The organism is Agrobacterium sp. V1 (assembly GCF_030518355.1).
In the GTDB taxonomy this organism is placed as follows: domain Bacteria; phylum Pseudomonadota; class Alphaproteobacteria; order Rhizobiales; family Rhizobiaceae; genus Agrobacterium; species Agrobacterium cucumeris.
This window is the reverse complement of sequence record NZ_JAULSF010000001.1, coordinates 1,091,908-1,112,318: the sequence shown is the minus strand read 5'-3', so window position 1 is coordinate 1,112,318 and position 20,411 is coordinate 1,091,908. Positions and strand designations below refer to the sequence as shown.

General features: G+C 58.5%; 23 protein-coding genes, 1 pseudogene and 1 riboswitch. Of the genes and pseudogenes, 12 read left to right on the top strand and 12 right to left on the bottom strand.

From position 1 onward, the window contains the following. The first annotated feature begins 86 nt into the window (after nt 1-86). Both QSV77_RS05465 and QSV77_RS05460 read left to right on the top strand, forming a co-directional pair. Nucleotides 87-1,724 carry a penicillin-binding protein 2 gene (locus QSV77_RS05465; RefSeq protein ID WP_302732759.1) on the top strand — a complete coding sequence of 546 codons (1,638 nt, stop codon included), beginning with the start codon at nt 87-89 and terminating at the stop codon, nt 1,722-1,724. Between the two features lie 15 nt (nt 1,725-1,739). Continuing rightward, entirely contained in the window at nt 1,740-2,414 is a 675-nt protein-coding gene (locus QSV77_RS05460; RefSeq protein ID WP_302732757.1) for a trimeric intracellular cation channel family protein, read from the top strand. A 9-nt stretch (nt 2,415-2,423) separates the two neighbouring features. On the opposite strand, the pseudogene QSV77_RS05455 reads toward QSV77_RS05460, so the two are convergent. Continuing rightward, nucleotides 2,424-2,513, bottom strand: a pseudogene (locus tag QSV77_RS05455) (3-oxoacyl-ACP reductase); the annotation flags it as partial. 92 nt (nt 2,514-2,605) lie between these two features. Here QSV77_RS05455 and QSV77_RS05450 point away from each other — a divergent pair. Further along, the gene (locus QSV77_RS05450) at nt 2,606-3,031 is read left to right on the top strand and encodes a GNAT family N-acetyltransferase (RefSeq protein WP_302732756.1); all 426 of its coding nucleotides are present in this window, start codon (nt 2,606-2,608) and stop codon (nt 3,029-3,031) included. A gap of 5 nt (nt 3,032-3,036) precedes the next feature. Here the strand turns inward: QSV77_RS05450 and QSV77_RS05445 are convergent, their stop codons facing one another. Both QSV77_RS05445 and QSV77_RS05440 read right to left on the bottom strand, forming a co-directional pair. Continuing rightward, nucleotides 3,037-3,687, bottom strand: coding sequence for a glutathione S-transferase family protein (locus QSV77_RS05445; protein ID WP_271361183.1), 651 nt, complete (start codon nt 3,685-3,687; stop codon nt 3,037-3,039). A gap of 91 nt (nt 3,688-3,778) precedes the next feature. After that, nucleotides 3,779-4,993, bottom strand: coding sequence for an MFS transporter (locus QSV77_RS05440; protein WP_302732755.1), 1,215 nt, complete (start codon nt 4,991-4,993; stop codon nt 3,779-3,781). Nucleotides 4,994-5,467: 474 nt separating this feature from the next. Here QSV77_RS05440 and QSV77_RS05435 point away from each other — a divergent pair, with 474 nt between their 5' ends. Continuing rightward, nucleotides 5,468-6,124, top strand: a complete 657-nt coding sequence (locus QSV77_RS05435) for a peroxiredoxin (RefSeq protein WP_035217366.1) — start codon at nt 5,468-5,470, stop codon at nt 6,122-6,124. A gap of 77 nt (nt 6,125-6,201) precedes the next feature. Here the strand turns inward: QSV77_RS05435 and QSV77_RS05430 are convergent, their stop codons facing one another. Next, nucleotides 6,202-6,654, bottom strand: a complete 453-nt coding sequence (locus QSV77_RS05430; RefSeq protein WP_142839738.1) for a DUF5680 domain-containing protein — start codon at nt 6,652-6,654, stop codon at nt 6,202-6,204. A gap of 165 nt (nt 6,655-6,819) precedes the next feature. Between QSV77_RS05430 and QSV77_RS05425 the strand changes: the two genes are divergently transcribed. The 3 genes from QSV77_RS05425 to fghA are packed head-to-tail and all read left to right on the top strand — an operon-like array spanning nt 6,820 to nt 8,843. After that, nucleotides 6,820-7,275 carry a YaiI/YqxD family protein gene (locus QSV77_RS05425; protein ID WP_302732754.1) on the top strand — a complete coding sequence of 152 codons (456 nt, stop codon included), beginning with the start codon at nt 6,820-6,822 and terminating at the stop codon, nt 7,273-7,275. A 25-nt stretch (nt 7,276-7,300) separates the two neighbouring features. Then, entirely contained in the window at nt 7,301-7,978 is a 678-nt protein-coding gene (locus tag QSV77_RS05420; protein ID WP_302732753.1) for a DUF1345 domain-containing protein, read from the top strand. Between the two features lie 31 nt (nt 7,979-8,009). Next, a complete protein-coding gene (gene fghA, locus QSV77_RS05415; RefSeq protein WP_302732752.1) occupies nt 8,010-8,843 on the top strand; it encodes an S-formylglutathione hydrolase in 834 nt (277 codons plus the stop codon). A gap of 59 nt (nt 8,844-8,902) precedes the next feature. On the opposite strand, the gene QSV77_RS05410 is transcribed toward fghA, so the two are convergent. The 6 genes from QSV77_RS05410 to crcB form a co-directional block, all read right to left on the bottom strand. Further along, nucleotides 8,903-9,292, bottom strand: a complete 390-nt coding sequence (locus QSV77_RS05410; RefSeq protein WP_269699555.1) for a RidA family protein — start codon at nt 9,290-9,292, stop codon at nt 8,903-8,905. A gap of 226 nt (nt 9,293-9,518) precedes the next feature. Next, on the bottom strand, nt 9,519-10,007 hold the full coding sequence (locus tag QSV77_RS05405; RefSeq protein ID WP_142839733.1) for a hypothetical protein: 489 nt from the start codon (nt 10,005-10,007) through the stop codon (nt 9,519-9,521). 60 nt (nt 10,008-10,067) lie between these two features. Continuing rightward, complete coding sequence (locus tag QSV77_RS05400) at nt 10,068-10,862, bottom strand: ATP12 family chaperone protein (RefSeq protein WP_302732751.1); 795 nt, start codon at nt 10,860-10,862, stop codon at nt 10,068-10,070. A gap of 32 nt (nt 10,863-10,894) precedes the next feature. Further along, nucleotides 10,895-11,557 carry an HAD family hydrolase gene (locus QSV77_RS05395; protein WP_142839731.1) on the bottom strand — a complete coding sequence of 221 codons (663 nt, stop codon included), beginning with the start codon at nt 11,555-11,557 and terminating at the stop codon, nt 10,895-10,897. A gap of 6 nt (nt 11,558-11,563) precedes the next feature. Continuing rightward, nucleotides 11,564-12,553: an RluA family pseudouridine synthase gene (locus tag QSV77_RS05390; protein WP_142839730.1), complete on the bottom strand. Its 990-nt coding sequence runs from the start codon at nt 12,551-12,553 to the stop codon at nt 11,564-11,566. Nucleotides 12,554-12,619: 66 nt separating this feature from the next. Then, entirely contained in the window at nt 12,620-12,997 is a 378-nt protein-coding gene (gene crcB, locus QSV77_RS05385; RefSeq protein WP_302732750.1) for a fluoride efflux transporter CrcB, read from the bottom strand. A 202-nt stretch (nt 12,998-13,199) separates the two neighbouring features. Between crcB and QSV77_RS05380 the strand changes: the two genes are divergently transcribed. Further along, the gene (locus QSV77_RS05380) at nt 13,200-13,520 is read left to right on the top strand and encodes a hypothetical protein (RefSeq protein WP_302732748.1); all 321 of its coding nucleotides are present in this window, start codon (nt 13,200-13,202) and stop codon (nt 13,518-13,520) included. Nucleotides 13,521-13,744: 224 nt separating this feature from the next. On the opposite strand, the gene QSV77_RS05375 is transcribed toward QSV77_RS05380, so the two are convergent. Continuing rightward, a complete protein-coding gene (locus QSV77_RS05375; protein ID WP_142839727.1) occupies nt 13,745-14,725 on the bottom strand; it encodes a copper chaperone PCu(A)C in 981 nt (326 codons plus the stop codon). An 89-nt stretch (nt 14,726-14,814) separates the two neighbouring features. Then, a complete protein-coding gene (locus QSV77_RS05370; protein ID WP_302732747.1) occupies nt 14,815-15,195 on the bottom strand; it encodes a hypothetical protein in 381 nt (126 codons plus the stop codon). Nucleotides 15,196-15,369: 174 nt separating this feature from the next. Between QSV77_RS05370 and QSV77_RS05365 the strand changes: the two genes are divergently transcribed. From QSV77_RS05365 to gcvP, 4 genes are all read left to right on the top strand, one after another. After that, nucleotides 15,370-15,555 carry a DUF3008 family protein gene (locus QSV77_RS05365; RefSeq protein ID WP_142839725.1) on the top strand — a complete coding sequence of 62 codons (186 nt, stop codon included), beginning with the start codon at nt 15,370-15,372 and terminating at the stop codon, nt 15,553-15,555. A gap of 124 nt (nt 15,556-15,679) precedes the next feature. After that, a riboswitch (glycine riboswitch) is annotated at nt 15,680-15,767 on the top strand. Between the two features lie 152 nt (nt 15,768-15,919). Continuing rightward, nucleotides 15,920-17,059, top strand: a complete 1,140-nt coding sequence (gene gcvT / locus QSV77_RS05360; RefSeq protein ID WP_302732746.1) for a glycine cleavage system aminomethyltransferase GcvT — start codon at nt 15,920-15,922, stop codon at nt 17,057-17,059. A 27-nt stretch (nt 17,060-17,086) separates the two neighbouring features. Beyond that, nucleotides 17,087-17,449 carry a glycine cleavage system protein GcvH gene (gcvH, locus tag QSV77_RS05355; RefSeq protein WP_006315335.1) on the top strand — a complete coding sequence of 121 codons (363 nt, stop codon included), beginning with the start codon at nt 17,087-17,089 and terminating at the stop codon, nt 17,447-17,449. Beyond that, entirely contained in the window at nt 17,449-20,313 is a 2,865-nt protein-coding gene (gene gcvP / locus QSV77_RS05350; RefSeq protein WP_302732745.1) for an aminomethyl-transferring glycine dehydrogenase, read from the top strand. The genes gcvH and gcvP overlap by 1 nt, the downstream gene beginning before the upstream one ends. Nucleotides 20,314-20,411 lie beyond the last annotated feature (98 nt).

Below are 20,411 nucleotides of genomic sequence, written 5' to 3'. Positions count from 1 at the left end.
CTCGTTACAGGAAAGGTACCATTGGATACCTTGTTCTTCCTGCAAAAAAACGCAGCGTAAAGTCTTCCACTCGAAATCGTCAGCGGGTGGGACTGCTCATCGTGGCATTCGCGATCGGTTATGCCGCGATCGCAGTCCGCCTTTTGCAATATGGCTATTTTTCCGAGAGCGAAGCGACGGCGAGCATTCCACGATCACCCAGTATAGTCGCCTCCCGCCCCGACATTCTGGACCGCAACGGCCAGCTTATCGCAACGGATATCAATCTCATCTCGCTTTATGCGGAGCCTCGTCGCGTTGTTGATGCAAATGAGGCCATCGAAAAGCTCGCCTCTGTTGTTCCCGATCTGGACTGGGCTGATCTGCACAGAAAACTAACGTCTGACTCCGGTTTTCAGTGGATCAGGAGACAGCTTACGCCCCGCCAGGAGGCTGAGATCATGCGCCTTGGCATTCCGGGCATCGGATTCAGACCGGAAAAGCGGCGTTTTTATCCAGGCGGCCCGGTGGCGTCCCACATTGTCGGGCATGTCAATATCGACAATCAGGGGCTGGCGGGCATTGAGCGCTATCTCGACAGGCAAGGTCTGGCAGACCTGCGTGGCGTCGGCCTTACAGATCCCACCCAGCTTGAACCGGTCCGGCTGTCCATCGATTTGCGCGTTCAGAGCATCGTGCATAACGTCGTTGGCGATGCCGTGAGGAACTATCAGGCGGAAGCTGCAGGTGCCGTCATAATCGATGTCGACACAGGCGAGGTTCTCGCGATGGCATCCGTCCCCGACTATGACCCGAATGAACCTTCGCGCCGCCTTGCCGACGGCACGATCGACAGGGACTACGAAAAGGGATGGTTCAACCGCATGAGCAATTCAGCGGTTGAAATGGGCTCGACCTTCAAGGCGTTTACCCTTGCCATGGGGATTGATGCGGGCGTCGTCACTCTGAACTCGGTCGTGGATGCCTCCCGCCCCCTGAAAATGGGTGGTTTCATCATCCGGGATTTCCACGGCCGAGGAAGGCCGCTGACAATCCGGGAAGTCTTTCGCTACTCATCAAATATCGGCACGGCAAAGGTCGCTGATCTCGTTGGCCTGGAAAATCACCAGCAGTTTCTCTTCAGACTGGGCCTGTTGTCAAAGATGCAGACGGAGTTGCCGGAAATAGCTTCGCCCACGGCGCCAAGGAACTGGAAAAAGATCAATTCCGCAACGATTTCCTTCGGTCACGGTCTGGCCACGACGCCGCTACAGACGGCTGCGGCTGCGGCGGCCCTTGTCAACGGCGGCATGTTCCGGCAGCCGACTTTCATTGCCGACAGTGGGAGGCGTCACCAAATCACCGGCAGGCGTGTCCTGCAGGCCTCGACCAGCGCAAAGGTCCGCGAGCTGTTCTGGTACAACGGCACCCAAGGTTCGGGCCGAAACGCCCAGGTGGCCGGTTTTGATGTAGGCGGGAAAACCGGAACAGCGGAAAAGGTTATCAATGGCAAATACGCGAAGAACCTGAACTTCAATACATTCCTCGCGGCATTCCCCATGCACCGCCCCCGTTATTTGGTGCTGTCGATCATTGACGCCCCGCTTTCCGGTGAGCGCGGCGGGCGCCTGGCGGCCTTCAATGCCGCGCCGATGGTGCGCGATATCATCGAGCGCGCCGCACCGCTTCTCGGGGTTCGCCCGTCATTCGGGAACCCGCAGGCATCTCCTTTGATGAACTACTGAATAGACAATGAACCCATGTCATTCGCAGATACTGAATTTTCAGGTTATTCGATGATCTTTCCCCCGACGAGCGACATTATCCATATCCTCTATTTCGTTGCGATTGTCGCAGAAGCCATGACAGCCGCCCTCGCCGCCGGCCGTCGCGAAATGGATTGGATCGGCGTATTTCTGCTTGGATGTATTACCGCCCTCGGCGGTGGAACCGTGCGCGATGTTTTTCTGAACCACTATCCGCTGTCGTGGGTCGAAAATCCCAGCTATCTCCTCGTGACGGGATTATCGGCTCTGGCGACGATACCCATCGCCCGATATATGTATCACCTGCGCAAGATGTTCCTTTTTCTCGACGCGATAGGACTGGTCGTCTTCACCGTCATCGGCTGCCAGATTGCGTCAGGCCTCAACCTGCCGCTGGTTGTCGTGGTGGCGGCTGGCGTGCTGACCGGATGTCTGGGCGGCGTACTTCGGGATATCCTGTGCAACGAAGTACCGCTCCTATTTCGTTCGGAACTCTATGCAACCGTCTCAGTGTTTACGGGCCTGATCTACTTGCTCGTGCCCCTTCTAGGTGTCTCCCACGCGGTATCCTCGCTCGTCGCAATGGCCCTCGGCTTGATGCTCCGGCTCCTTGCAATACGCTTCAACTGGTGTGTACCGACATTCGTTTACACGAAAGATCCTCATTGAGGAGCGAGTGCGCTCTTCCTTCAGGGGTGGACGCGCGCGATTGTTCATGATTGGCGTATCGGTCTCGCCCGGCAGGATGGTAGTCGCCCGGATACCCTGGATAAGTCCGGTTCAGAATCGACACATATGGATGTAGAACCACTCTCGGGCGCCAGGCGACACTGTCGTGGCGCGACGATGAGGAGATGTCGATGAACCACCCCGCCTATTCAGTCGTGGCAAGAAGCCCTTCCGTCGAGGAGTATCTGCATCTGCGCGCCGTGGCAGGGCTTAGCCCGTTCTCGCGGGAGGCGGCAGAGAAAGGCTTGCGGGGCACCGTTTTTTCCGTGCTGGTTCTGCACGAGGATTCCGCCATCGGCATGGGCAGGATTATCGGTGACGGCGGCTGCTTTTTTCAGGTGGTGGACATCGCCGTCAAGCCCGAGCATCAGGGCCGCGGGCTGGGCAAGGCGATCATGAATACGCTGATGGAGCATGTGAAGAGCGAGTTTCCCGCATCAGCCTATGTCAGCCTGATCGCCGATGTGCCGGCTAATAAATTATATGAAAAATTCGGCTTCAAGGAGACCGCGCCCCGGTCGCTTGGAATGGCATATCGCGTCAATGTATCGGAGTGAGACGGTCAAGCATTCTGCGCCGCTTTGAAAACCGCCAGCTGATCGGCGAAAGCCCGCTTATAGGCGGGACGCGCTTCACCTCTGGCCACATAAGCTGAAAGGTTCGGATATTCGTCAAGAATGCCTGAACTTATGATCCTTTGCAGGACCGACACCATCAGCAGATCGCCGGCGCTGAACGCGCCATCGAGCCAGTCGGCGGCGCCCAGGCGGCGGGACAATTCACCGAGCCGCCTGCGAATGCGTTCATCCACCATTCGAAGGCGTTCATCATGCCAGCTTTTGTCCCTTTCGAGAAAGCCGGTGACAAAGTGCTCGACGATTGGCGGCTCCATGGTGCTGAGGGCCGCGAACATCCAGCTTATCGCCCGCGCCCGGGCTCCCGCTTCTTCTGGCAGCAAGCCGGCATGGCTCTCGGCTATATGAAAGATGATGGCGCCGGATTCGAACAGGACGAGGCCGCCTTCTTCATAGGTCGGAATCTGTCCGAAGGGCTGAAGCATGAGATGTTCCGGTTCCTTCATCGCCTTGAAGGAGAGAAGGCGCACATCATATGGCTGGCCCACTTCTTCCAGTGCCCAACGAACACGCATGTCACGGGCGAGACCCTTGCCGCCATCGGGTGAGCGTTCAAAGGCGGTAATCGTGATCGTCATCGGTATTCTCCATCACATCGGGTTTGGAGACGGCGTGGTGATGCCGCGCCAGAATAGGCGTTTCAAATAGTGAAAACAATCTTTTCGCGCCTTATCGGGCTAAGGCGCTTCCCCGGCGGGATATCCAGATCAACACCGGCAATGCCGCGCAAGACAGCGCTGCGCCCAGGATGAAGGTGCCGAACGATCCGTGGATATCCCACACCAATCCGGCGATGACATTGCCGAGGAGCACCGCCACACCCATCATCAGGTTAAAGACACCGAAGGCGGTGCCCTTGAGATTTGACGGCGCCGTTTCTGCGATGAGGGTGGCGAGCAAACCCTGCGACAGGCCCATATGCAGGCCCCAGAGAAGAATGCCGATCAGGAACAGCGGAATGGAGTTGGCATAAGCAAGCACGAGATAGGAGGCTGCCAGCACCACCACGCTTGAAGCGAGAATGCCCGACTGGCCGATGCGGTCTGAAAGCCGGCCAGCTGGATACGCCGTCAGGCCGTAAACGGCATGCATGATGACCATGGTGATGGGTATCCAGGCCGGCCTGAACCCCGCCTCCTCCGATTTCAGCAACAGGAACGCCTCGCTAAACCGAGCAAAGGTCAAAAGCGACGCCCCAAGGATCACCACCCAGACCGCAGGATTGAGCTTTGCAAAATCGGCGATCCGGAACGGCTTGTCCGATTTCGTTTTCGCCGGCGCATCCGGCTCTTTCACGCCGATCATGAGGATGAAAACGGCAAGGAATGCGGGAATGACCGCGATCCAGAAAATGGCGAGAACATTTTCGCTCAGTGCAAACATCAGCGCGATCGCCGCCAGCGGCCCGATGAAACCGCCGACCGTATCAAGCGACTTTCTGAGCCCGAATGCCGCTCCCCGGATTTCGGTGGGCGTCACATCGGCAATCAGCGCGTCACGCGGTGTTCCGCGAATGCCCTTGCCGACGCGATCCACCGCCTTGGCGGCGACAATCCAGCCTAGCGAGGTGGCGAAGGGAAAAGCGAGTTTGGAGATCGCCCCAAGACCATATCCGATCACCGCAAGCATCTTCCGTCGTCGCGTCCAGTCCGCGATAATCCCGGAAAACAGCTTGGTGGTGGTCGCGATGGCAACCGACAGGCCTTCGATGAAACCGACGGTGACGGCAGAAGCGCCAAGGCCCGATACGAGATAATAGGGCAACAGCGTCTGTACCATCTCCGAGGAGATATCCATGAGCAGGCTGACGAAACCAAGGACCCAGACTGTGGGCGGTATGCGCGCCCGAACGGCCGCTGAAACCGGCGCAGAAGATGTTGTCATGAATGGCCCCCGATCCACTCTGGAATAATGGCGGCACCTGCGACATTCAACCGGTCTCGCCAATGATTTTCGCTCTCCTGCCGCCGCCTTAGGGGATGAAACGTCATCTGCATTCGGCTCTCCTGACCTATATCAGTGTGGAAAAACAACCGATGGCACCTCCCTGCCCGTTCCCCTAGTCGCGCCCCACGGCGCTTTTGGCGGCGTGGCCAAAGGTCGCATAAGCTTGCCGCAAATTCAGCAGATTCTCCTGTCCGTATCACGCGTGTCAGAAATTGTCGGACTGGCCATAGCCGCCATGGAGCGTCATCAAGCTTTTGCGGGAATTTTGCAAACTTCTGCTGCTCGGCAACGTTACCGCGGCGCGATGAAAAGGCTGGCCATTTCGCGCAGACACACTAAGCTTCGGCGCCGGATACGGATTGCCGAAAATCATCAGAATTTCAGTTCAAATCATTAGGGAGAAACTATCAGATGAGCCTGCGTATCAACGACATAGCACCTGATTTCACCGCCGAGACCACCCATGGGCCGGTAAGCTTTCACGACTGGATCGGCGACGGCTGGGCGGTGCTGTTTTCGCATCCGAAGAATTTCACGCCGGTTTGCACCACGGAACTCGGCGCGATGGGCGGCCTGCAGCCGGAATTTGAAAAACGCGGCGTCAAGATCATCGGCATTTCGGTCGATCCGGTCGAAAGCCATGAAAAATGGAAAAACGACATCCGCACCGCGACAGGTTTCAATGTCGATTATCCGCTGATCGGCGACAAGGACCTGAAGGTCGCCAAGCTCTACGACATGCTGCCGGCCGGTGCTGGCGACAGCTCCGAAGGCCGCACCCCGGCTGACAACGCCACCGTGCGTTCCGTTTTCGTCATCGGCCCCGACAAGAAGATCAAGCTGGTCCTCACCTACCCGATGACCACCGGCCGCAACTTCGAGGAAATTCTTCGCGCCATCGATTCCATCCAGCTGACGTCCAAGCACCAGGTGGCAACGCCCGCCAACTGGAAACAGGGCGAGGATGTCATTATTACCGCCGCCGTCTCCAACGAAGATGCGATTGCCCGTTTCGGCTCCTACGACACGGTTCTTCCCTATCTTCGCAAGACGAAGCAGCCCGGCTGATTTGAAATCTCAATGGAGGCGATGAACCTTCATCGCCTCTCTTTTTCAGCCCCTCGCAGCGGCGACCTCTGCCAACCCTAGGGCTTTATCGTTCCACCATGATAGTCGAGCCGATAAACCTCGATATCTTCGCGATAAATCCTCTCCACCCCGGTAAAAGATCGGAATTCGCCTTCATTGGCGTCCACATAAATCAGCTCCTCAAGCTGATGGGTGAAACCACCGAGAAACCGCCCTTCCTTATAAAGCCTTGAGAGGGAGTGCTGGATGACCCTGCCCGCCATCCCGGCGTCGATCATATCCGGCCTCAGGATGCGACCATAATAATTCATCGCCCATAGCGCGACACCCTGATGCCAGACCACCTCCTGCCCGATGAAATCGGTTCCGCCGAAGTAGCTGTCGATATAGTGCCAGTCGCCTTGCCGATAGGTGAGATCATGCGATCCCTTTCGGGTGGAAATCGCGGATTTATCGCCGCCGCCGACATAGGTGGCAGACTTGGCCTGAACGATGAATTCTTCCAGCATCCGACATCTCCAAACAACAGAACATAAAGAGAACATACGGAAGTCTCGGCGTTGTCGCAAGCCCATTCCCGTGCCTTGTCAAGCCAGCATTTCGGCGACGACGGTCTTGGTAATCGCTGCATTTGCCCGTAAAAGCATCGCAAGAATTATCTGCGAAGAGTGCCCATGTCGAAAAACCCACAAATCTATGTCGATGCCGATGCCTGCCCGGTGAAACCGGAGATCCTCAAGGTGGCCGAGCGGCATGGGTTGGAGGTGACCTTCGTCGCCAATTCCGGCCTGCGCCCCTCGCGGGATCCGATGGTGAAGAATGTCATCGTGTCGGCCGGTTTCGATGCGGCTGACGACTGGATTGCCGAACATGCTGACGAAAACGATATCGTCATCACTGCCGATGTGCCGCTGGCCGGGCGCTGTGTTGCCAAGGGCGCGCTGGTGACGGGACCGACGGGCCGTGTTTTTGACCAGGCCAATATCGGCATGGCCACGGCAATGCGTGATCTTGGCGCGCATCTGCGCGAAACCGGTGAGAGCAAGGGATATAACGCAGCTTTTTCGCCGCGCGACCGCTCCGCCTTTCTGGAGACGCTTGACCGCTTCTGCCGCCGTGTCAAAAAATGATGCTGCAAACAGAAAGGTGCCGCTCATGACCACGGCCAAACCAAAAAGCTCCGCGACGACCGGCAGCAATGCCTTTCGCCGACATCAGCCTTTCGTCTTCGCTTTTTTCGCCGGTGCTCTTGGTCTTGGTCTGGCATTGGCCTTGGCGCCATCGCTTGCCATAGAAATCGCAGCCGTTCTGTTTTTCCTGACCTATCTGACGCTGGTTGCCTTTCGGCTGCCGGGATTGACGGCGCAGCATCTGAAGGCCCATGCCGATAGCGACGATCTGCCGGCAATCGCCATCATCGCCGTCACGCTGCTTGCGGTGGCGGTTGCCGTTGTCTCGTTGTTTCAGGCGCTCAATCATACGGGCGAAACAGTGTGGACCCTGCTCATCGCCTTCGCCTCGGTGATTTTCGGCTGGCTGACGATCCACACCATGACGGCCCTGCACTATGCGCATTTATACTGGCGGCCGGCCACGGTGGATGGCAAGCGCCAGCATCGCGGCGGCATGGATTTTCCGGCGACGAAGGAACCCTGCGGTTACGACTTCCTCTATTTTGCCGTGGTGATCGGCATGACGGCGCAGACATCTGATGTGGGGGTGACAACGACCGCCATGCGCAAGGTCACGCTGCTTCACTCCATCGTTTCTTTCTTTTTCAACACCGTTCTGGTGGCGGCGGCGGTGAATGCCGCTGTCTCGCTTGCGGGCTGAACCGGAAAACTTTTCTCAAAGGAATGGCTTCATGAACATCATTTCACAAAATACGGCTTTTGACGGCATGCAGGGCGTATTTTCGCACACATCCGAAACCCTGAAGTCCGAGATGACCTTTGCGGTCTATGTGCCGCCGAAAGCGGTCCATGAGCGCTGCCCGGTTGTCTGGTATCTCTCCGGCCTCACCTGCACCCATGCCAATGTCATGGAAAAGGGCGAATATCGCCGCATGGCTTCCGAACTGGGCCTGATCATCGTCTGCCCCGATACCAGCCCGCGCGGCAATGACGTACCGGATGAGCTGACCAACTGGCAGATGGGCAAGGGTGCCGGCTTTTACCTCGATGCCACCGAGGCACCGTGGTCTGAGCACTACCATATGTACAGCTACGTGACGGAAGAGCTGCCTGCCCTCATCGGTCAGCATTTCCGCGCGGATATGAGCCGTCAGGGCATTTTCGGCCATTCGATGGGCGGCCATGGTGCGATGACCATTGCGCTCAAGAACCCCGAGCGTTTCAAGAGCTGCTCCGCCTTTGCACCGATCGTGGCGCCCTCCTCCGCCGACTGGTCCGAACCGGCGCTGGAAAAATATCTCGGTGCGGATCGGGCCGCCTGGCGTCAATATGACGCCTGCTCACTGGTTGAAGATGGCGCCCGCTTTCCCGAGTTCCTGATCGACCAGGGCAAGGCCGATAGCTTCCTTGAGAAAGGCCTGCGCCCATGGTTGTTCGAAGAGGCGATCAAGGGCACGGATATCGGCCTGACATTGCGCATGCACGATCGCTACGACCATTCCTATTATTTCATCTCCACCTTCATGGATGACCACCTGAAGTGGCACGCCGAGCGGCTGAAATAAGAACGAAGACAGGGCTGGCGGCGCCCTGAGAGCGCCGCCATTTCAGGCCCGGCCCGACATCATGGGATTCGGGCTATGACCTTGATCTCGAAATCGAAACCGGCGAGCCAGTTGACACCGACGGCAGTCCAGTTCGGGTAAGGCGATTTGCTGAAAATCTCCTGTTTGACCTTCATGATGGTTCCAAACTGGTTTTCCGGATCCGTGTGGAACGTCGTCACGTCGACTATGTCGTCAAAGGTGCAGCCTGCCGCCTCAAGCGTGGCTTTCAGGTTCTCGAAGGCGAGCCGGACCTGCTGTTCAAAGTCCGGTTCAGGCGTTCCGTCGGCACGGCTGCCAACCTGCCCGGAAACGAACAGAAGGTCACCGGAGCGAATGGCTGCGGAATAACCATGTTCCTCGTAAAGCGCGTGCCTGTTGGCAGGGAAAATCGCTTCGCGTTCGGTCATTTGCATCTCTCTTTTTGGTTGAGTGGCAATGGACGTCGAAGCACTGTTTTCAAAGCTTCGAACGTCACTTCACATACGTTACGTATGCGAGATAGTGACGTACGCAGCGTATGTCAATTAAGATACGCAACGTATGTGAAACTCAGAACGCTGAGGCTCATTTTTTGAAGCAGTGGATCCACAGCAAAGGGACCAACGGCTTTCGTATGCCCGCCTCGCGTCCTGTTTATGGAAAAAGCGCCGTTGCCAGTGTCGTCGGGCCGGAGCGGTTCAGCCGGAATTCGCGGATCACTCGTTCAGCGACGCCATAGGCAAGTTCCTGCTCGATGGACTGATTGTCGAAGCTGACGACGGTGGCGGTGAATTTGGCCTCGGCGATCACCTCGCCGGTTGCCACGGCCGCGGCACGGACGATCACCTTGGCCGAGGCCCGCTCCCCGAACAGGAACGGCGCGCGCGTGACGGATGTGAGACGGATGGTCAGCACAACGCGTGGTCTGGTCTCGCCACGCGCCGTCGTCCTGATAGCACTCTGTACCTGAGCATGGATGGATTGCATCAGCGCCGGTGCGACATCCGGGCGTGCGGCCACGAATGCGCCGCGCACATCGTAAAGCAACCGGTCGGCATTGGTCGCTTCCGGTTCCAGCCTGAAAGACATGAGCGTGAAACACGCCAGCAAAACAATGCCAAGGCGTTTCAGCGTGGTGTTCATGATCAGCGGCTCCCCTAACGTGAGGTAACCGCATATTCGATCATCAGGGTTAGAAAACCGTTAAGAGACGCTCTTCAGCAACTCCAGAACATGGAGTGCCGCGCGCATATCGATGAGCCTGACGGCGCGGCGTTCCAGCGCCTCCTCATCCTCACCCCATTGTTCGGCGGTCCAGTCCTCGTCGAGATGGGCGAGCGCCCAGGTCTCCTCAAGAGTCAGCTCGCCTTCCGCCAGTGCAAGGGCCAGAATGGCGGAGCCGGTCAATGACGTCATGGTGTGAAGAGCAGCAAGTGCGATCGGCGCATCGTATTTCCGCAGCGTCACCGCGAAGGCAGCGATGGCTTCGCGCGGCTGGTCACGGTGCATGACACCTTCGACGAGAATAAAGCGGGCGCCAAGCACATTGGCGGCCCAGTCGAGCACCGGATCCCAATGGTCAGTCTGACGTTGAACCAGCGCTTCGGGATCGCCGGCGCGATAACACAGGAGATCGGAGGACGAGAAACGCAGGATGTCTTCGAAAACCGCCTGGGTATCGCTGGCGATGCCATCGATGGCGGTGTTCACGTGCCGAGACACCGGCATGACCACCGGGTTCACCACTTCCTTCTGCGCATCCCATTCGTCGCGAAGCAGGCCTGCGAGCGCCTTCGTCGGCACGATCAGCGGCTTCTTGGCGGGTGTGCGCAGCGGCTTGCCATCAAGATGGATGGTAAATCCGCCCTCCTCCACATCAGCGACGGTCACGTCCTTGTAGAACCGCTTCGGCAAAGGCTTTTGCATCTGGATTTGCGCACGCAGGATCGGGTCGGGGTGGCTCAGGCCCTCCGAAAGGTCGTTCAGGAGATCACGCATGGCACGTCCTCATCAGTCAGGTAGAAGATTATTCAAATATCGGCCGGAACATAGGCCGGGATTTCACGCGGGTGGCTGACGACTGCATCGGCGCCGGCCTTCCAGAGATCGTCGACCGAGGCATAACCCCAGGCAACACCGATGGCTTTCGCGCCGGCGGCCTTGGCCATCTGCATGTCATAGATCGCATCGCCGATGACGACAGTGTCGGCCGGAACCATGCCGGTTTCATGGCAGCATTCCATCACCATGGCCGGATGCGGCTTGGAGGGGCAATCATCCGCCGTGCGCGAAACGATGAAGTGATCCGTAAAACCGTGGGTTTCGAGAATATGGGTCAGCCCGCGCCGACCCTTGCCGGTGACGGCGCCGATCAGCACGTCATCCCGTTTCGAAAGCGTGTCAATCAAAGGCGCGATGCCGTCGAAAAGCGGTTCGATCATGCCCGGGCGCTCCCGGATCGGGTGATAGATTTCACGATAACGCGCCGTCATCGCAAGCGCCTCGTCATCCACGTGCGTCTTGCCGAGCATGCGGGCTATGGCGATATCGAGCGTCAGGCCGATGATCGCCTTGGTCTGCGAGATATCCGGACGCGGCTTTCCGAAATCGGCAAACGTGTCGGCCATCACGGCATGGATAAGGCCGGCGCTGTCCACCAGCGTGCCGTCGCAATCGAAAAGAACCAGTTTCATCTGATATCAATCTTCCCTATCGCCATCGGCCACGTCGAGGCCGAGCAGGTTCCAAGTCTGCACCATATGCGGCGGCAAAGGCGCGCTGACCCGAAGCCGGCCGCCATTAGGGTGCGGTATGTCGATATGGCGCGCATGCAGGTGCAGGCGCTTCTGGATACCGCCCGGGAAATCCCAGTTCGGATCGTCGATGTAATATTTGGGATCGCCGATGATCGGATGTCCCATATGCAGCGCATGAACGCGAAGCTGGTGGGTACGGCCGGTATAGGGTTCCATTTCCAGCCAGGCGAGGTTCTGCGCGGCGGTATCAATGACACGATAATAGGAAATGGCGTGATCGGCCCCCTCCTCGCCGTGTTTGGCGATGCGCATGCGGTCGCCATCCATCGTCTGCTCTTTAACCAGCCAGGTGGAAATCTTGTCCTGATGTTTGCGCGGCACGCCCTTGACCAGCGCCCAGTAAGTTTTCTTGGTATCGCGCTCACGGAAGGCGGCCGTCAGCTTCTGCGCCGCACCTCTTGTGCGGGCAACCACCAGCACGCCTGACGTATCGCGGTCCAGACGGTGCACCAGGCGCGGCTTTTCACCCTTCGGGCTCGTCCATGCTTCCAGAAGCCCGTCAATATGACGGTTGACGCCGGAGCCGCCCTGCACGGCAATGCCGGCCGGCTTGTTGAAAACGAAAACCTTGTCGTCTTCATGCAGCAGCATGCGCGCCAGAAGTTCGGCGTCTTCCGAATGTTTGAGGTCCCTGGAGCCAATCGGGCCGGTTTTGACCTTCAGGTCGGAATCAACAGGCGGCACACGCACCATCTGCCCCGGCTGCACCCGCGCATCCGTCTTCACCCGGCCGCCATCCACGCGCACCTGGCCGGAACGCAGCAGCTTCTGCAATTGGCCGAAACCAAGGCCCGGATAATGAATCTTGAACCAGCGATCCAGGCGCATACCGGCCTCGTCGGCCTCGACCTTGATATGCTCGATACCTGCCATGAAATTTCCAGTCTTTCTGTCTTGATCGCGCGCTCTGTTCGTCGACGCGCCGTTTGGATCAAGCCTTTAGAACAAACTGCGGCCCAAGGCCAGCCCGGCAAAAACCGCAGCGATGGAAACCACAAGGCTTGCAAGGATGTAAACGGCCGAAAGGCCGAGCGCGCCGCGTTCGAAAAGTGTTACCGCATCAAGCGAGAAGGACGAAAATGTCGTGAAGCCGCCAAGCACGCCGGTGACGAGAAACAGGCGCATTTCCATCGAGGCATTCAATCGCCGCGCCACCAGTTCGACCAGAAGACCGATCAGGAACGATCCGACCACATTGACCGCCAGCGTTCCCCAGGGAAAATTCACCCCCGCCAGCCGAACGCTCCAGACGCCGACCAGATAACGAAAAACGGAACCGATTGCGCCGCCGGCGGCGACAAGAGCGATATTCACCATGGGGATTATGTCTCCGGAGGAAATGGCCGGACCGGGCAGTCCGACGCAGTTTTAGACCATCATAATCGCGGGCGAAAGTCCTCTGCCCGCCGCTTGCGTCCACTAAAATACGATTAAATTGCAGCCCCGCGATTTAGCCTTCCAACAAGACGCGGATGGTATTCTCCAATTTTCAAGGGTCGCGAAGATGGCCGGAGGTTGAATGACACAGGTTCTTTCCGTTTCTGCGAATACGGCAGCCTATGCGCTGGAAGCCGTCAAGCCGTCGCAGCGCGTGCCGCGCAAGAGCGAGGTCGAAGAGGCCATTCACGAACTGGCGCGCAAGGCCGAACATGGCGACGACTTTCAGCTGCGAGCCCTGATGACGGCCATCAAGCCGCCGGCGCTCACCCTCTATTTTCTGACCGCCGCCAGCCAGCGCCACGAACCGCAGGCGACGCTCGAACAGGCCGTGGAAGCCTATGAGGAAAACAACGCCAAAACTCGATCTGAAAATAACAATATAAATCAGACTGATATCTGAATATTTTAATTTTATGTCTGAATAAAGGTACGCGATCGGCAGGCCTTCGGCATTCAGGCTGGCGTCAGGATGATTTTCTAAATATTTACAACCGAATGCCGGAAAAATCACGGAGGCGATGGCCATCACGCCTTTTCCGCCACGGCGCTAGAAACGAGATACAATAATAAAAAAGCTTGCGGCTACCGGACCTGTCACGCGTTCCGGTAGCCGCTCTTTATTGATCAATTGTGCTGGTGGTCGCCACCGTTGCCCTTGGCCGCGCTGGCGGCGGAGAGTACGATCTCGACCTTGCCGGCCTTTTCGAAGATCAACGTTACCGGCACTTTGTCGCCTTCGGCAAAGGGCTTCTTCACGTCGAAGAACATCATGTGCAGGCCGCCGGGTTTCAGTTCCACCGTCTGGCCGGCGGGAATGACGATGCCGTCATCCAGCTTGCGCATCTTCATGACGTCGTTGACCATAGCCATCTCGTGGATTTCGGCACGACCGGAAGTGGAGGATTCGACGCCGATCAGCTTGTCGTCGCTGGTGCCGGCGTTCTTGATCGTCACGTAGCCGCCGCCCACTGGCTGGCCCGGCAGCATGGCCTTGGTCGCACCGCCGGAAACCTCAAGGCTGCCGGCCTTCACGACATCCATATCCATGGCGCCATGATCATGGCCGCCGGCAGCATGGGCCGCCTTTGCGGCAACGCGAATGGTTGGGGCGGGGCTTTTCAGCGAGTGCGGATCGACACCGGCTGCCGCCACCTCATCCCAGGAAACCTTTCCCTTGTCGCCACAAAGCTGCGTTACCTTGAAGGGCAGGTCCTGTCCGGCTTCAATGCCGGAGATTTTGCCCTGTACCGCGAAGGTGTCGTAAAATTCATCCGGCAGATTGCCACCCTTCCAGCGGATTTCGACCGGGCCGCTTTTGATTTCCTTGCCGTGGTTCTTGTAGGCCTTCTGGTAGTCACCCTTGATGACTTCCAGTTCCCAGCCGGCCTTGGGCTGCGGCTTGGCGGAAATGAAGCCTTCCGGCAGCTTGATCTGCACTTCTGTCGTGGCAAGTCCGCCGTCGCAGCCATGCGGCACCTGCAGCGCGGCGACGACGGTGCTTTCCTGTTCGGCCGAGCCGTCAACAAAAGTGGCGTGGGCGAAAGCCTGCGCTGTCGAAACCGAGGCGACGAACAATGTGCAGGTGATGATTTTGGTGGTCTTCATGTCTCTTGTCCCTTCGACTGCATCCCTTAAGGGCCGTGGCAGTCGCTCCGTGCCGCCAGCAGGCGGCGATGATTCCGTAAAACGAAAAATCAGGCGGACGGGGATGGAGGCCCACGCGCTGCGGGTTTCTCAATCGTCAGGACAGAGCGGAAGCTCCAATTTGCGCTCAGGCGATTGTCGAGCCAGGAGAATTCGGTCTTCAGCCAGCCTTCGGTATCGGGTATCGGCAGAAGAATGGATGAGGCCAGCAGGCAGGCCTCGCAAAACAGCATGGCATCGCCGGAATGGGCCGGATCGTCCTTGCCATGGGAAACATTGACGCCATCGCCGTGGCCAAGGCAGATTTCCGCAAAGGTGCCGTCCGGCAGCCGGTAGCTCTCGTCCAGAGACACCGTCGGCGCTGCGGCCAGCACGGGCTTGTGGGCAAAACCGAGCGACAACATCAAGGCCGCGCAGAAAATGCGAAGCATTCTCTCCATCCCTGTCAGTCGTCGGTTTCGATTTGCATCCATGACCTCATGCGATATCCCGCTTTCCTGCCGATTTCAAAGGGGAATTTTGCCGCATGCTTGACGTCTCGCAAGGGAACAATCGTCGCAAGGCGGCATTTCCCTGCTGAAACCATCGTTTCAAAGGAGGCAGACATGCCAGCCAAATCAAAAGCCCAGCAGAAAGCGGCGGGTGCAGCACTGGCCGCCAAACGCGGCGACATCAAGAAATCCAGTTTACAAGGTGCTTCAAAAAGCATGGAGAAGTCCATGACAGAAAAGGAACTTGAGGATTTCGCCTCGACGAAACGCAAGGGCTTGCCGGAGAAAAAATCTGACTAATATTGCCTGACATTCCGACTGTTGAACGCATCTTGCGCTGCCGATGGCGCAGATGGAGCAAGAATCTGTTCAGATGCGTCATTTGGTCCTTGCCAACAGCGGGGCTTCGAAGATAATGAGCGTCGCATCATCGTTGGGAGAAGCCGCTTCACTGCGGTGCCGAAGGAGCAACCGCCCCGGAAACTCTCAGGCAAAAGGACCAGCGGTGACGACGGAACTCTGGAGAGAAGCCACCTTGATCTAAAGGACGGCTCGCCGAAGGGATAACAATCTCAGGCGACAAGGACAGAGGGGGCTCTTGAACCGGCGCGTCTGCGCCATGACCTGAGCCCGCGCGATATTTCGCGCAACCCTGGAGGCGTCCTTGGACGATACCGTCGAGCTTAAAACCACGCCGCTCCATTCCCTGCATGCTTCGCTCGGCGCCCGCATGGTGCCGTTTGCCGGTTACGACATGCCGGTGCAATATCCGGCCGGTGTGCTGAAGGAACATCTTCAGACGCGCACCTCCGCCGGTCTGTTCGACGTCTCCCATATGGGACAGGTGATTGTGAAGGCTAAGTCCGGCGACAATGCCGATGCCGCACGCGCGCTTGAGACGCTTGTGCCGGTCGATATTCTTGGCCTCAAGGAAGGCCGTCAGCGTTATGGCTTCTTCACCGATGACAACGGCCACATCCTCGATGACCTGATGATCACCAATCGCGGCGACCATCTTTTCGTCGTCGTCAATGCGGCCTGCAAGGATGCGGATGTCGCCCATATGAAGGCGCATCTTTCCGACGCCTGCGATATCACCCTTCTTGACAACCGCGCGCTGATCGCGCTGCAGGGACCACGCGCCGAAGAGGTGCTGGCGGAACTGTGGGCTGGCGTGTCCGAAATGAAGTTCATGGACGTGCAGGAAGTGCCGCTGCATGACGTGCCCTGCATCGTTTCCCGTTCCGGCTATTCCGGTGAGGACGGTTTTGAAATCTCCGTACCCGCCGGCAAGGCGGAGGAAATCGCCAAAGCCCTGCTCGAACATCCCGATTGCGAAGCCATCGGGCTTGGCGCGCGCGACAGTCTGCGTCTCGAAGCCGGCCTTTGTCTTTATGGCAACGACATCGATACCACGACGTCACCCATCGAAGCCTCGCTTGAATGGGCAATCCAGAAGGCGCGCCGCACCGGTGGTGATCGCGAAGGCGGTTTTCCGGGGGCTGAGCGCATTCTCGGCGAACTCAAGGATGGCACCTCGCGCCGCCGCGTCGGTCTGAAGCCCGAGGGCAAGGCGCCGGTGCGTGGCCATTCGAAGCTTTTCGCGGATGCCGAAGGCAAGACGGAGATCGGCGAAGTCACCTCTGGCGGTTTTGGCCCTTCGGTCGAAGGCCCTGTTGCCATGGGGTATGTGCCCGTGCCCTACGCGGCTCCCGGTACGGCGATCTTCGCCGAAGTGCGCGGCAAATACCTGCCCGTTGCCGTCGCTGCCCTGCCCTTCATCAAGCCCACCTATAAACGATAATTTCATCCCATCTCCGGAGAGAACACGATGCTGAAATTTACCGCAGAACACGAATGGCTGAAGTTCGAAGGCGATATCGCCACCGTTGGCATTACCAGCCACGCCGCTGAACAGCTCGGCGATCTCGTCTTCGTCGAACTGCCGGAAGTGGGCGCAACCTTTGCCAAGGATGGCGACGCTGCAACCGTTGAATCCGTCAAGGCCGCCTCCGACGTCTATTGTCCGCTGGATGGCGAAGTGGTCGAAATCAACCAGGCGATCGTTGACGATCCCTCGCTGGTCAATTCCGATCCGCAGGGTGCCGGCTGGTTCTTCAAGCTGAAGCTTTCCAACGTGGCGGATGCCGATACGCTGCTCGACGAAGCAGCCTACAAGGAGCTGATCGCGTAATGACGACGCCCACCGAATTCCATTTCACCGACTATCAGCCCTATGATTTCGCCAACCGGCGTCACATCGGGCCGTCGCCGTCGGAAATGGCAGAGATGCTGAAGGTCGTCGGCTATAAGAGCCTCGACGCGCTCATCGATGCCACCGTTCCCGCCTCCATCCGCCAGAAGGTGCCGCTCACCTGGGGTGCGGCGCTGACCGAACGCGAGGCGCTGGATCGTCTTCGCGAGACGGCCAACAAGAACCAGGTCCTGACCTCGCTGATCGGCCAGGGCTATTATGGCACCATCACGCCGCCGGTCATCCAGCGCAATATTCTGGAAAACCCTGCTTGGTACACGGCCTATACGCCCTACCAGCCGGAAATCAGCCAGGGCCGCCTTGAGGCGCTGCTGAACTACCAGACCATGGTCTGCGATCTCACCGGCCTTGATGTCGCCAATGCATCACTGCTCGATGAAGCGACTGCCGCTGCCGAAGCCATGGCCATGTGCCAGCGCGTTGCCAAGTCCAAGGCAACCGCCTTCTTCGTGGACGCCAATTGCCATCCGCAGACCATCGCGCTGATCGAGACCCGCGCGGCCCCGCTCGGCTGGAAGGTGATTGTCGGCAACCCGTTCACCGATCTCGATCCGGTAGACGTGTTCGGCGCGATCTTCCAGTATCCCGGCACCCACGGTCATGTCAGCGATTTCTCCGGCCTGATTTCCCGTCTGCACCAGACAGGCGCGATTGCCGCCGTCGCTGCCGATCTTCTGGCGCTGACGCTTCTGAAATCTCCCGGCGAAATGGGCGCTGACATCGCCATCGGCACCTCGCAACGTTTCGGCGTTCCGGTCGGTTATGGCGGTCCGCATGCGGCCTACATGGCGGTCAAGGACGCGCATAAGCGCTCCATGCCCGGCCGTCTGGTCGGCGTTTCCGTCGATGCGCGCGGCAACCGCGCCTACCGCCTGTCGCTGCAGACCCGCGAACAGCACATCCGCCGCGAAAAGGCGACGTCCAACATCTGCACCGCGCAGGTGCTGCTTGCCGTCATGGCTTCGATGTATGGCGTCTTCCACGGCCCGCAGGGCATCAAGGCGATTGCCCAGCAGACCCACCAGAAGGCCGTGCTGATGGCCAAAGGACTGGAAAAGCTTGGCTACACCATCGAACCGGAAACCTTCTTCGACACGATCACCGTCGAAGTCGGCCACATGCAGGGCGTTATCCTGCGCTCGGCCGTGGCGGAAGGTGTCAATCTGCGCAAGGTCGGCGCCACCAAGATCGGCATGAGCCTTGACGAGCGTACCCGCCCGGCAACGCTCGAGGCCGTCTGGCGTGCTTTTGGAGGCAATTTCTCGATCTCGGATTTCGAGCCGGACTATCGTCTACCGAAGGAATTGCTGCGCACCAGCCAGTACATGACGCATCCGATCTTCCACATGAACCGTGCCGAAAGCGAGATGACCCGTTACATCCGCCGTCTTTCGGACCGCGATCTGGCGCTCGACCGTTCGATGATCCCGCTCGGTTCCTGCACCATGAAACTGAACGCCACGGCGGAAATGCTGCCGATCACCTGGCCGGAATTTTCCGACATCCATCCCTTCGTACCGGCCAATCAGGCGCTCGGTTACAAGGAGATGATCGATGATCTCTCGGAAAAGCTGTGCTCGGTCACCGGTTACGATGCCTTCTCCATGCAGCCGAATTCCGGTGCGCAGGGCGAGTATGCCGGGCTTTTGACCATCCGCAACTACCACCTTGCCAATGGCGACACACATCGCGATGTCTGCCTCATTCCAACCTCGGCGCATGGCACAAACCCTGCCTCGGCGCAGATGGTCGGCATGAAGGTAGTGCCGGTGAAGGTGCGGGATAACGGTGACATCGATGTCGATGATTTCCGTGCAAAAGCAGAGCAGTATGCGGAAAACCTCTCGTGCTGCATGATCACCTATCCCTCCACTCACGGCGTGTTCGAAGAGACGGTTCGCGAGATTTGCGAGATCACCCACAAGCATGGTGGACAGGTCTATCTCGACGGTGCCAACATGAACGCCATGGTTGGCCTTGCCCGTCCCGGCGATATCGGTTCTGATGTTTCGCATCTCAACCTGCACAAGACCTTCTGCATTCCGCATGGCGGCGGCGGTCCGGGCATGGGGCCGATCGGCGTCAAGGCGCATCTTGCTCCTTACCTGCCTGGCCATCCGGCGACGGACGGTCGTGAGGGTGCGGTGTCTGCAGCTCCTTTCGGTTCGCCGTCGATCCTGCCGATTTCCTGGAGCTACTGCCTGATGATGGGCGGTGAAGGGCTGACGCAGGCGACCAAGGTGGCGATCCTCAACGCCAACTACATCGCCGAACGGCTGAAGGGCGCTTACGACGTGCTCTACAAGTCCGAGACCGGTCGCGTGGCGCATGAATGCATCATCGACACCCGCCCGCTCGCCGACAGCTGCGGTGTGACGGTGGACGATGTGGCAAAGCGCCTCGTCGATTGCGGTTTCCACGCTCCGACCATGAGCTGGCCGGTAGCCGGCACGCTGATGATCGAGCCGACGGAATCCGAGACCAAGGCGGAAATCGACCGTTTCTGCGATGCCATGCTGGCGATCCGCGAGGAAGCCCGCGATATCGAGGAAGGCCGCGCGGACAAGCTCAACAATCCGCTAAAGAACGCGCCGCACACGGTGGAAGACCTCGTCGGCGAGTGGGACCGTCCCTATAGCCGCGAAAAGGGCTGCTTCCCGCCCGGCGCCTTCCGCATCGACAAATACTGGTCGCCGGTCAACCGCATCGACAATGTCTATGGTGACCGTAACCTCATCTGCACATGCCCGCCGATGGAGGATTATGCCGAAGCGGCAGAGTAAACTTCGTTTCACTCAAGACAAAAGCCCGGATCGCTCCGGGCTTTTTTTATGTCGGCGCATAGATAATCAGTCTTGAAATCAATTATTTATCATTTTTC

Coding starts and splice junctions, on each gene's coding strand:
- QSV77_RS05460 (WP_302732757.1), top strand. CDS start 1,740: ATGTCATTCGCAGATACTGAATTTTCAGGTTATTCGATGATCTTTCCC.
- QSV77_RS05450 (WP_302732756.1), top strand. CDS start 2,606: ATGAACCACCCCGCCTATTCAGTCGTGGCAAGAAGCCCTTCCGTCGAG.
- QSV77_RS05445 (WP_271361183.1), bottom strand. CDS start 3,687: ATGACGATCACGATTACCGCCTTTGAACGCTCACCCGATGGCGGCAAG.
- QSV77_RS05440 (WP_302732755.1), bottom strand. CDS start 4,993: ATGACAACATCTTCTGCGCCGGTTTCAGCGGCCGTTCGGGCGCGCATA.
- QSV77_RS05435 (WP_035217366.1), top strand. CDS start 5,468: ATGAGCCTGCGTATCAACGACATAGCACCTGATTTCACCGCCGAGACC.
- QSV77_RS05430 (WP_142839738.1), bottom strand. CDS start 6,654: ATGCTGGAAGAATTCATCGTTCAGGCCAAGTCTGCCACCTATGTCGGC.
- QSV77_RS05425 (WP_302732754.1), top strand. CDS start 6,820: ATGTCGAAAAACCCACAAATCTATGTCGATGCCGATGCCTGCCCGGTG.
- QSV77_RS05420 (WP_302732753.1), top strand. CDS start 7,301: ATGACCACGGCCAAACCAAAAAGCTCCGCGACGACCGGCAGCAATGCC.
- fghA (WP_302732752.1), top strand. CDS start 8,010: ATGAACATCATTTCACAAAATACGGCTTTTGACGGCATGCAGGGCGTA.
- QSV77_RS05410 (WP_269699555.1), bottom strand. CDS start 9,292: ATGACCGAACGCGAAGCGATTTTCCCTGCCAACAGGCACGCGCTTTAC.
- QSV77_RS05405 (WP_142839733.1), bottom strand. CDS start 10,007: ATGAACACCACGCTGAAACGCCTTGGCATTGTTTTGCTGGCGTGTTTC.
- QSV77_RS05400 (WP_302732751.1), bottom strand. CDS start 10,862: ATGCGTGATCTCCTGAACGACCTTTCGGAGGGCCTGAGCCACCCCGAC.
- QSV77_RS05395 (WP_142839731.1), bottom strand. CDS start 11,557: ATGAAACTGGTTCTTTTCGATTGCGACGGCACGCTGGTGGACAGCGCC.
- QSV77_RS05390 (WP_142839730.1), bottom strand. CDS start 12,553: ATGGCAGGTATCGAGCATATCAAGGTCGAGGCCGACGAGGCCGGTATG.
- crcB (WP_302732750.1), bottom strand. CDS start 12,997: ATGGTGAATATCGCTCTTGTCGCCGCCGGCGGCGCAATCGGTTCCGTT.
- QSV77_RS05380 (WP_302732748.1), top strand. CDS start 13,200: ATGACACAGGTTCTTTCCGTTTCTGCGAATACGGCAGCCTATGCGCTG.
- QSV77_RS05375 (WP_142839727.1), bottom strand. CDS start 14,725: ATGAAGACCACCAAAATCATCACCTGCACATTGTTCGTCGCCTCGGTT.
- QSV77_RS05370 (WP_302732747.1), bottom strand. CDS start 15,195: ATGCTTCGCATTTTCTGCGCGGCCTTGATGTTGTCGCTCGGTTTTGCC.
- QSV77_RS05365 (WP_142839725.1), top strand. CDS start 15,370: ATGCCAGCCAAATCAAAAGCCCAGCAGAAAGCGGCGGGTGCAGCACTG.
- gcvH (WP_006315335.1), top strand. CDS start 17,087: ATGCTGAAATTTACCGCAGAACACGAATGGCTGAAGTTCGAAGGCGAT.
- gcvP (WP_302732745.1), top strand. CDS start 17,449: ATGACGACGCCCACCGAATTCCATTTCACCGACTATCAGCCCTATGAT.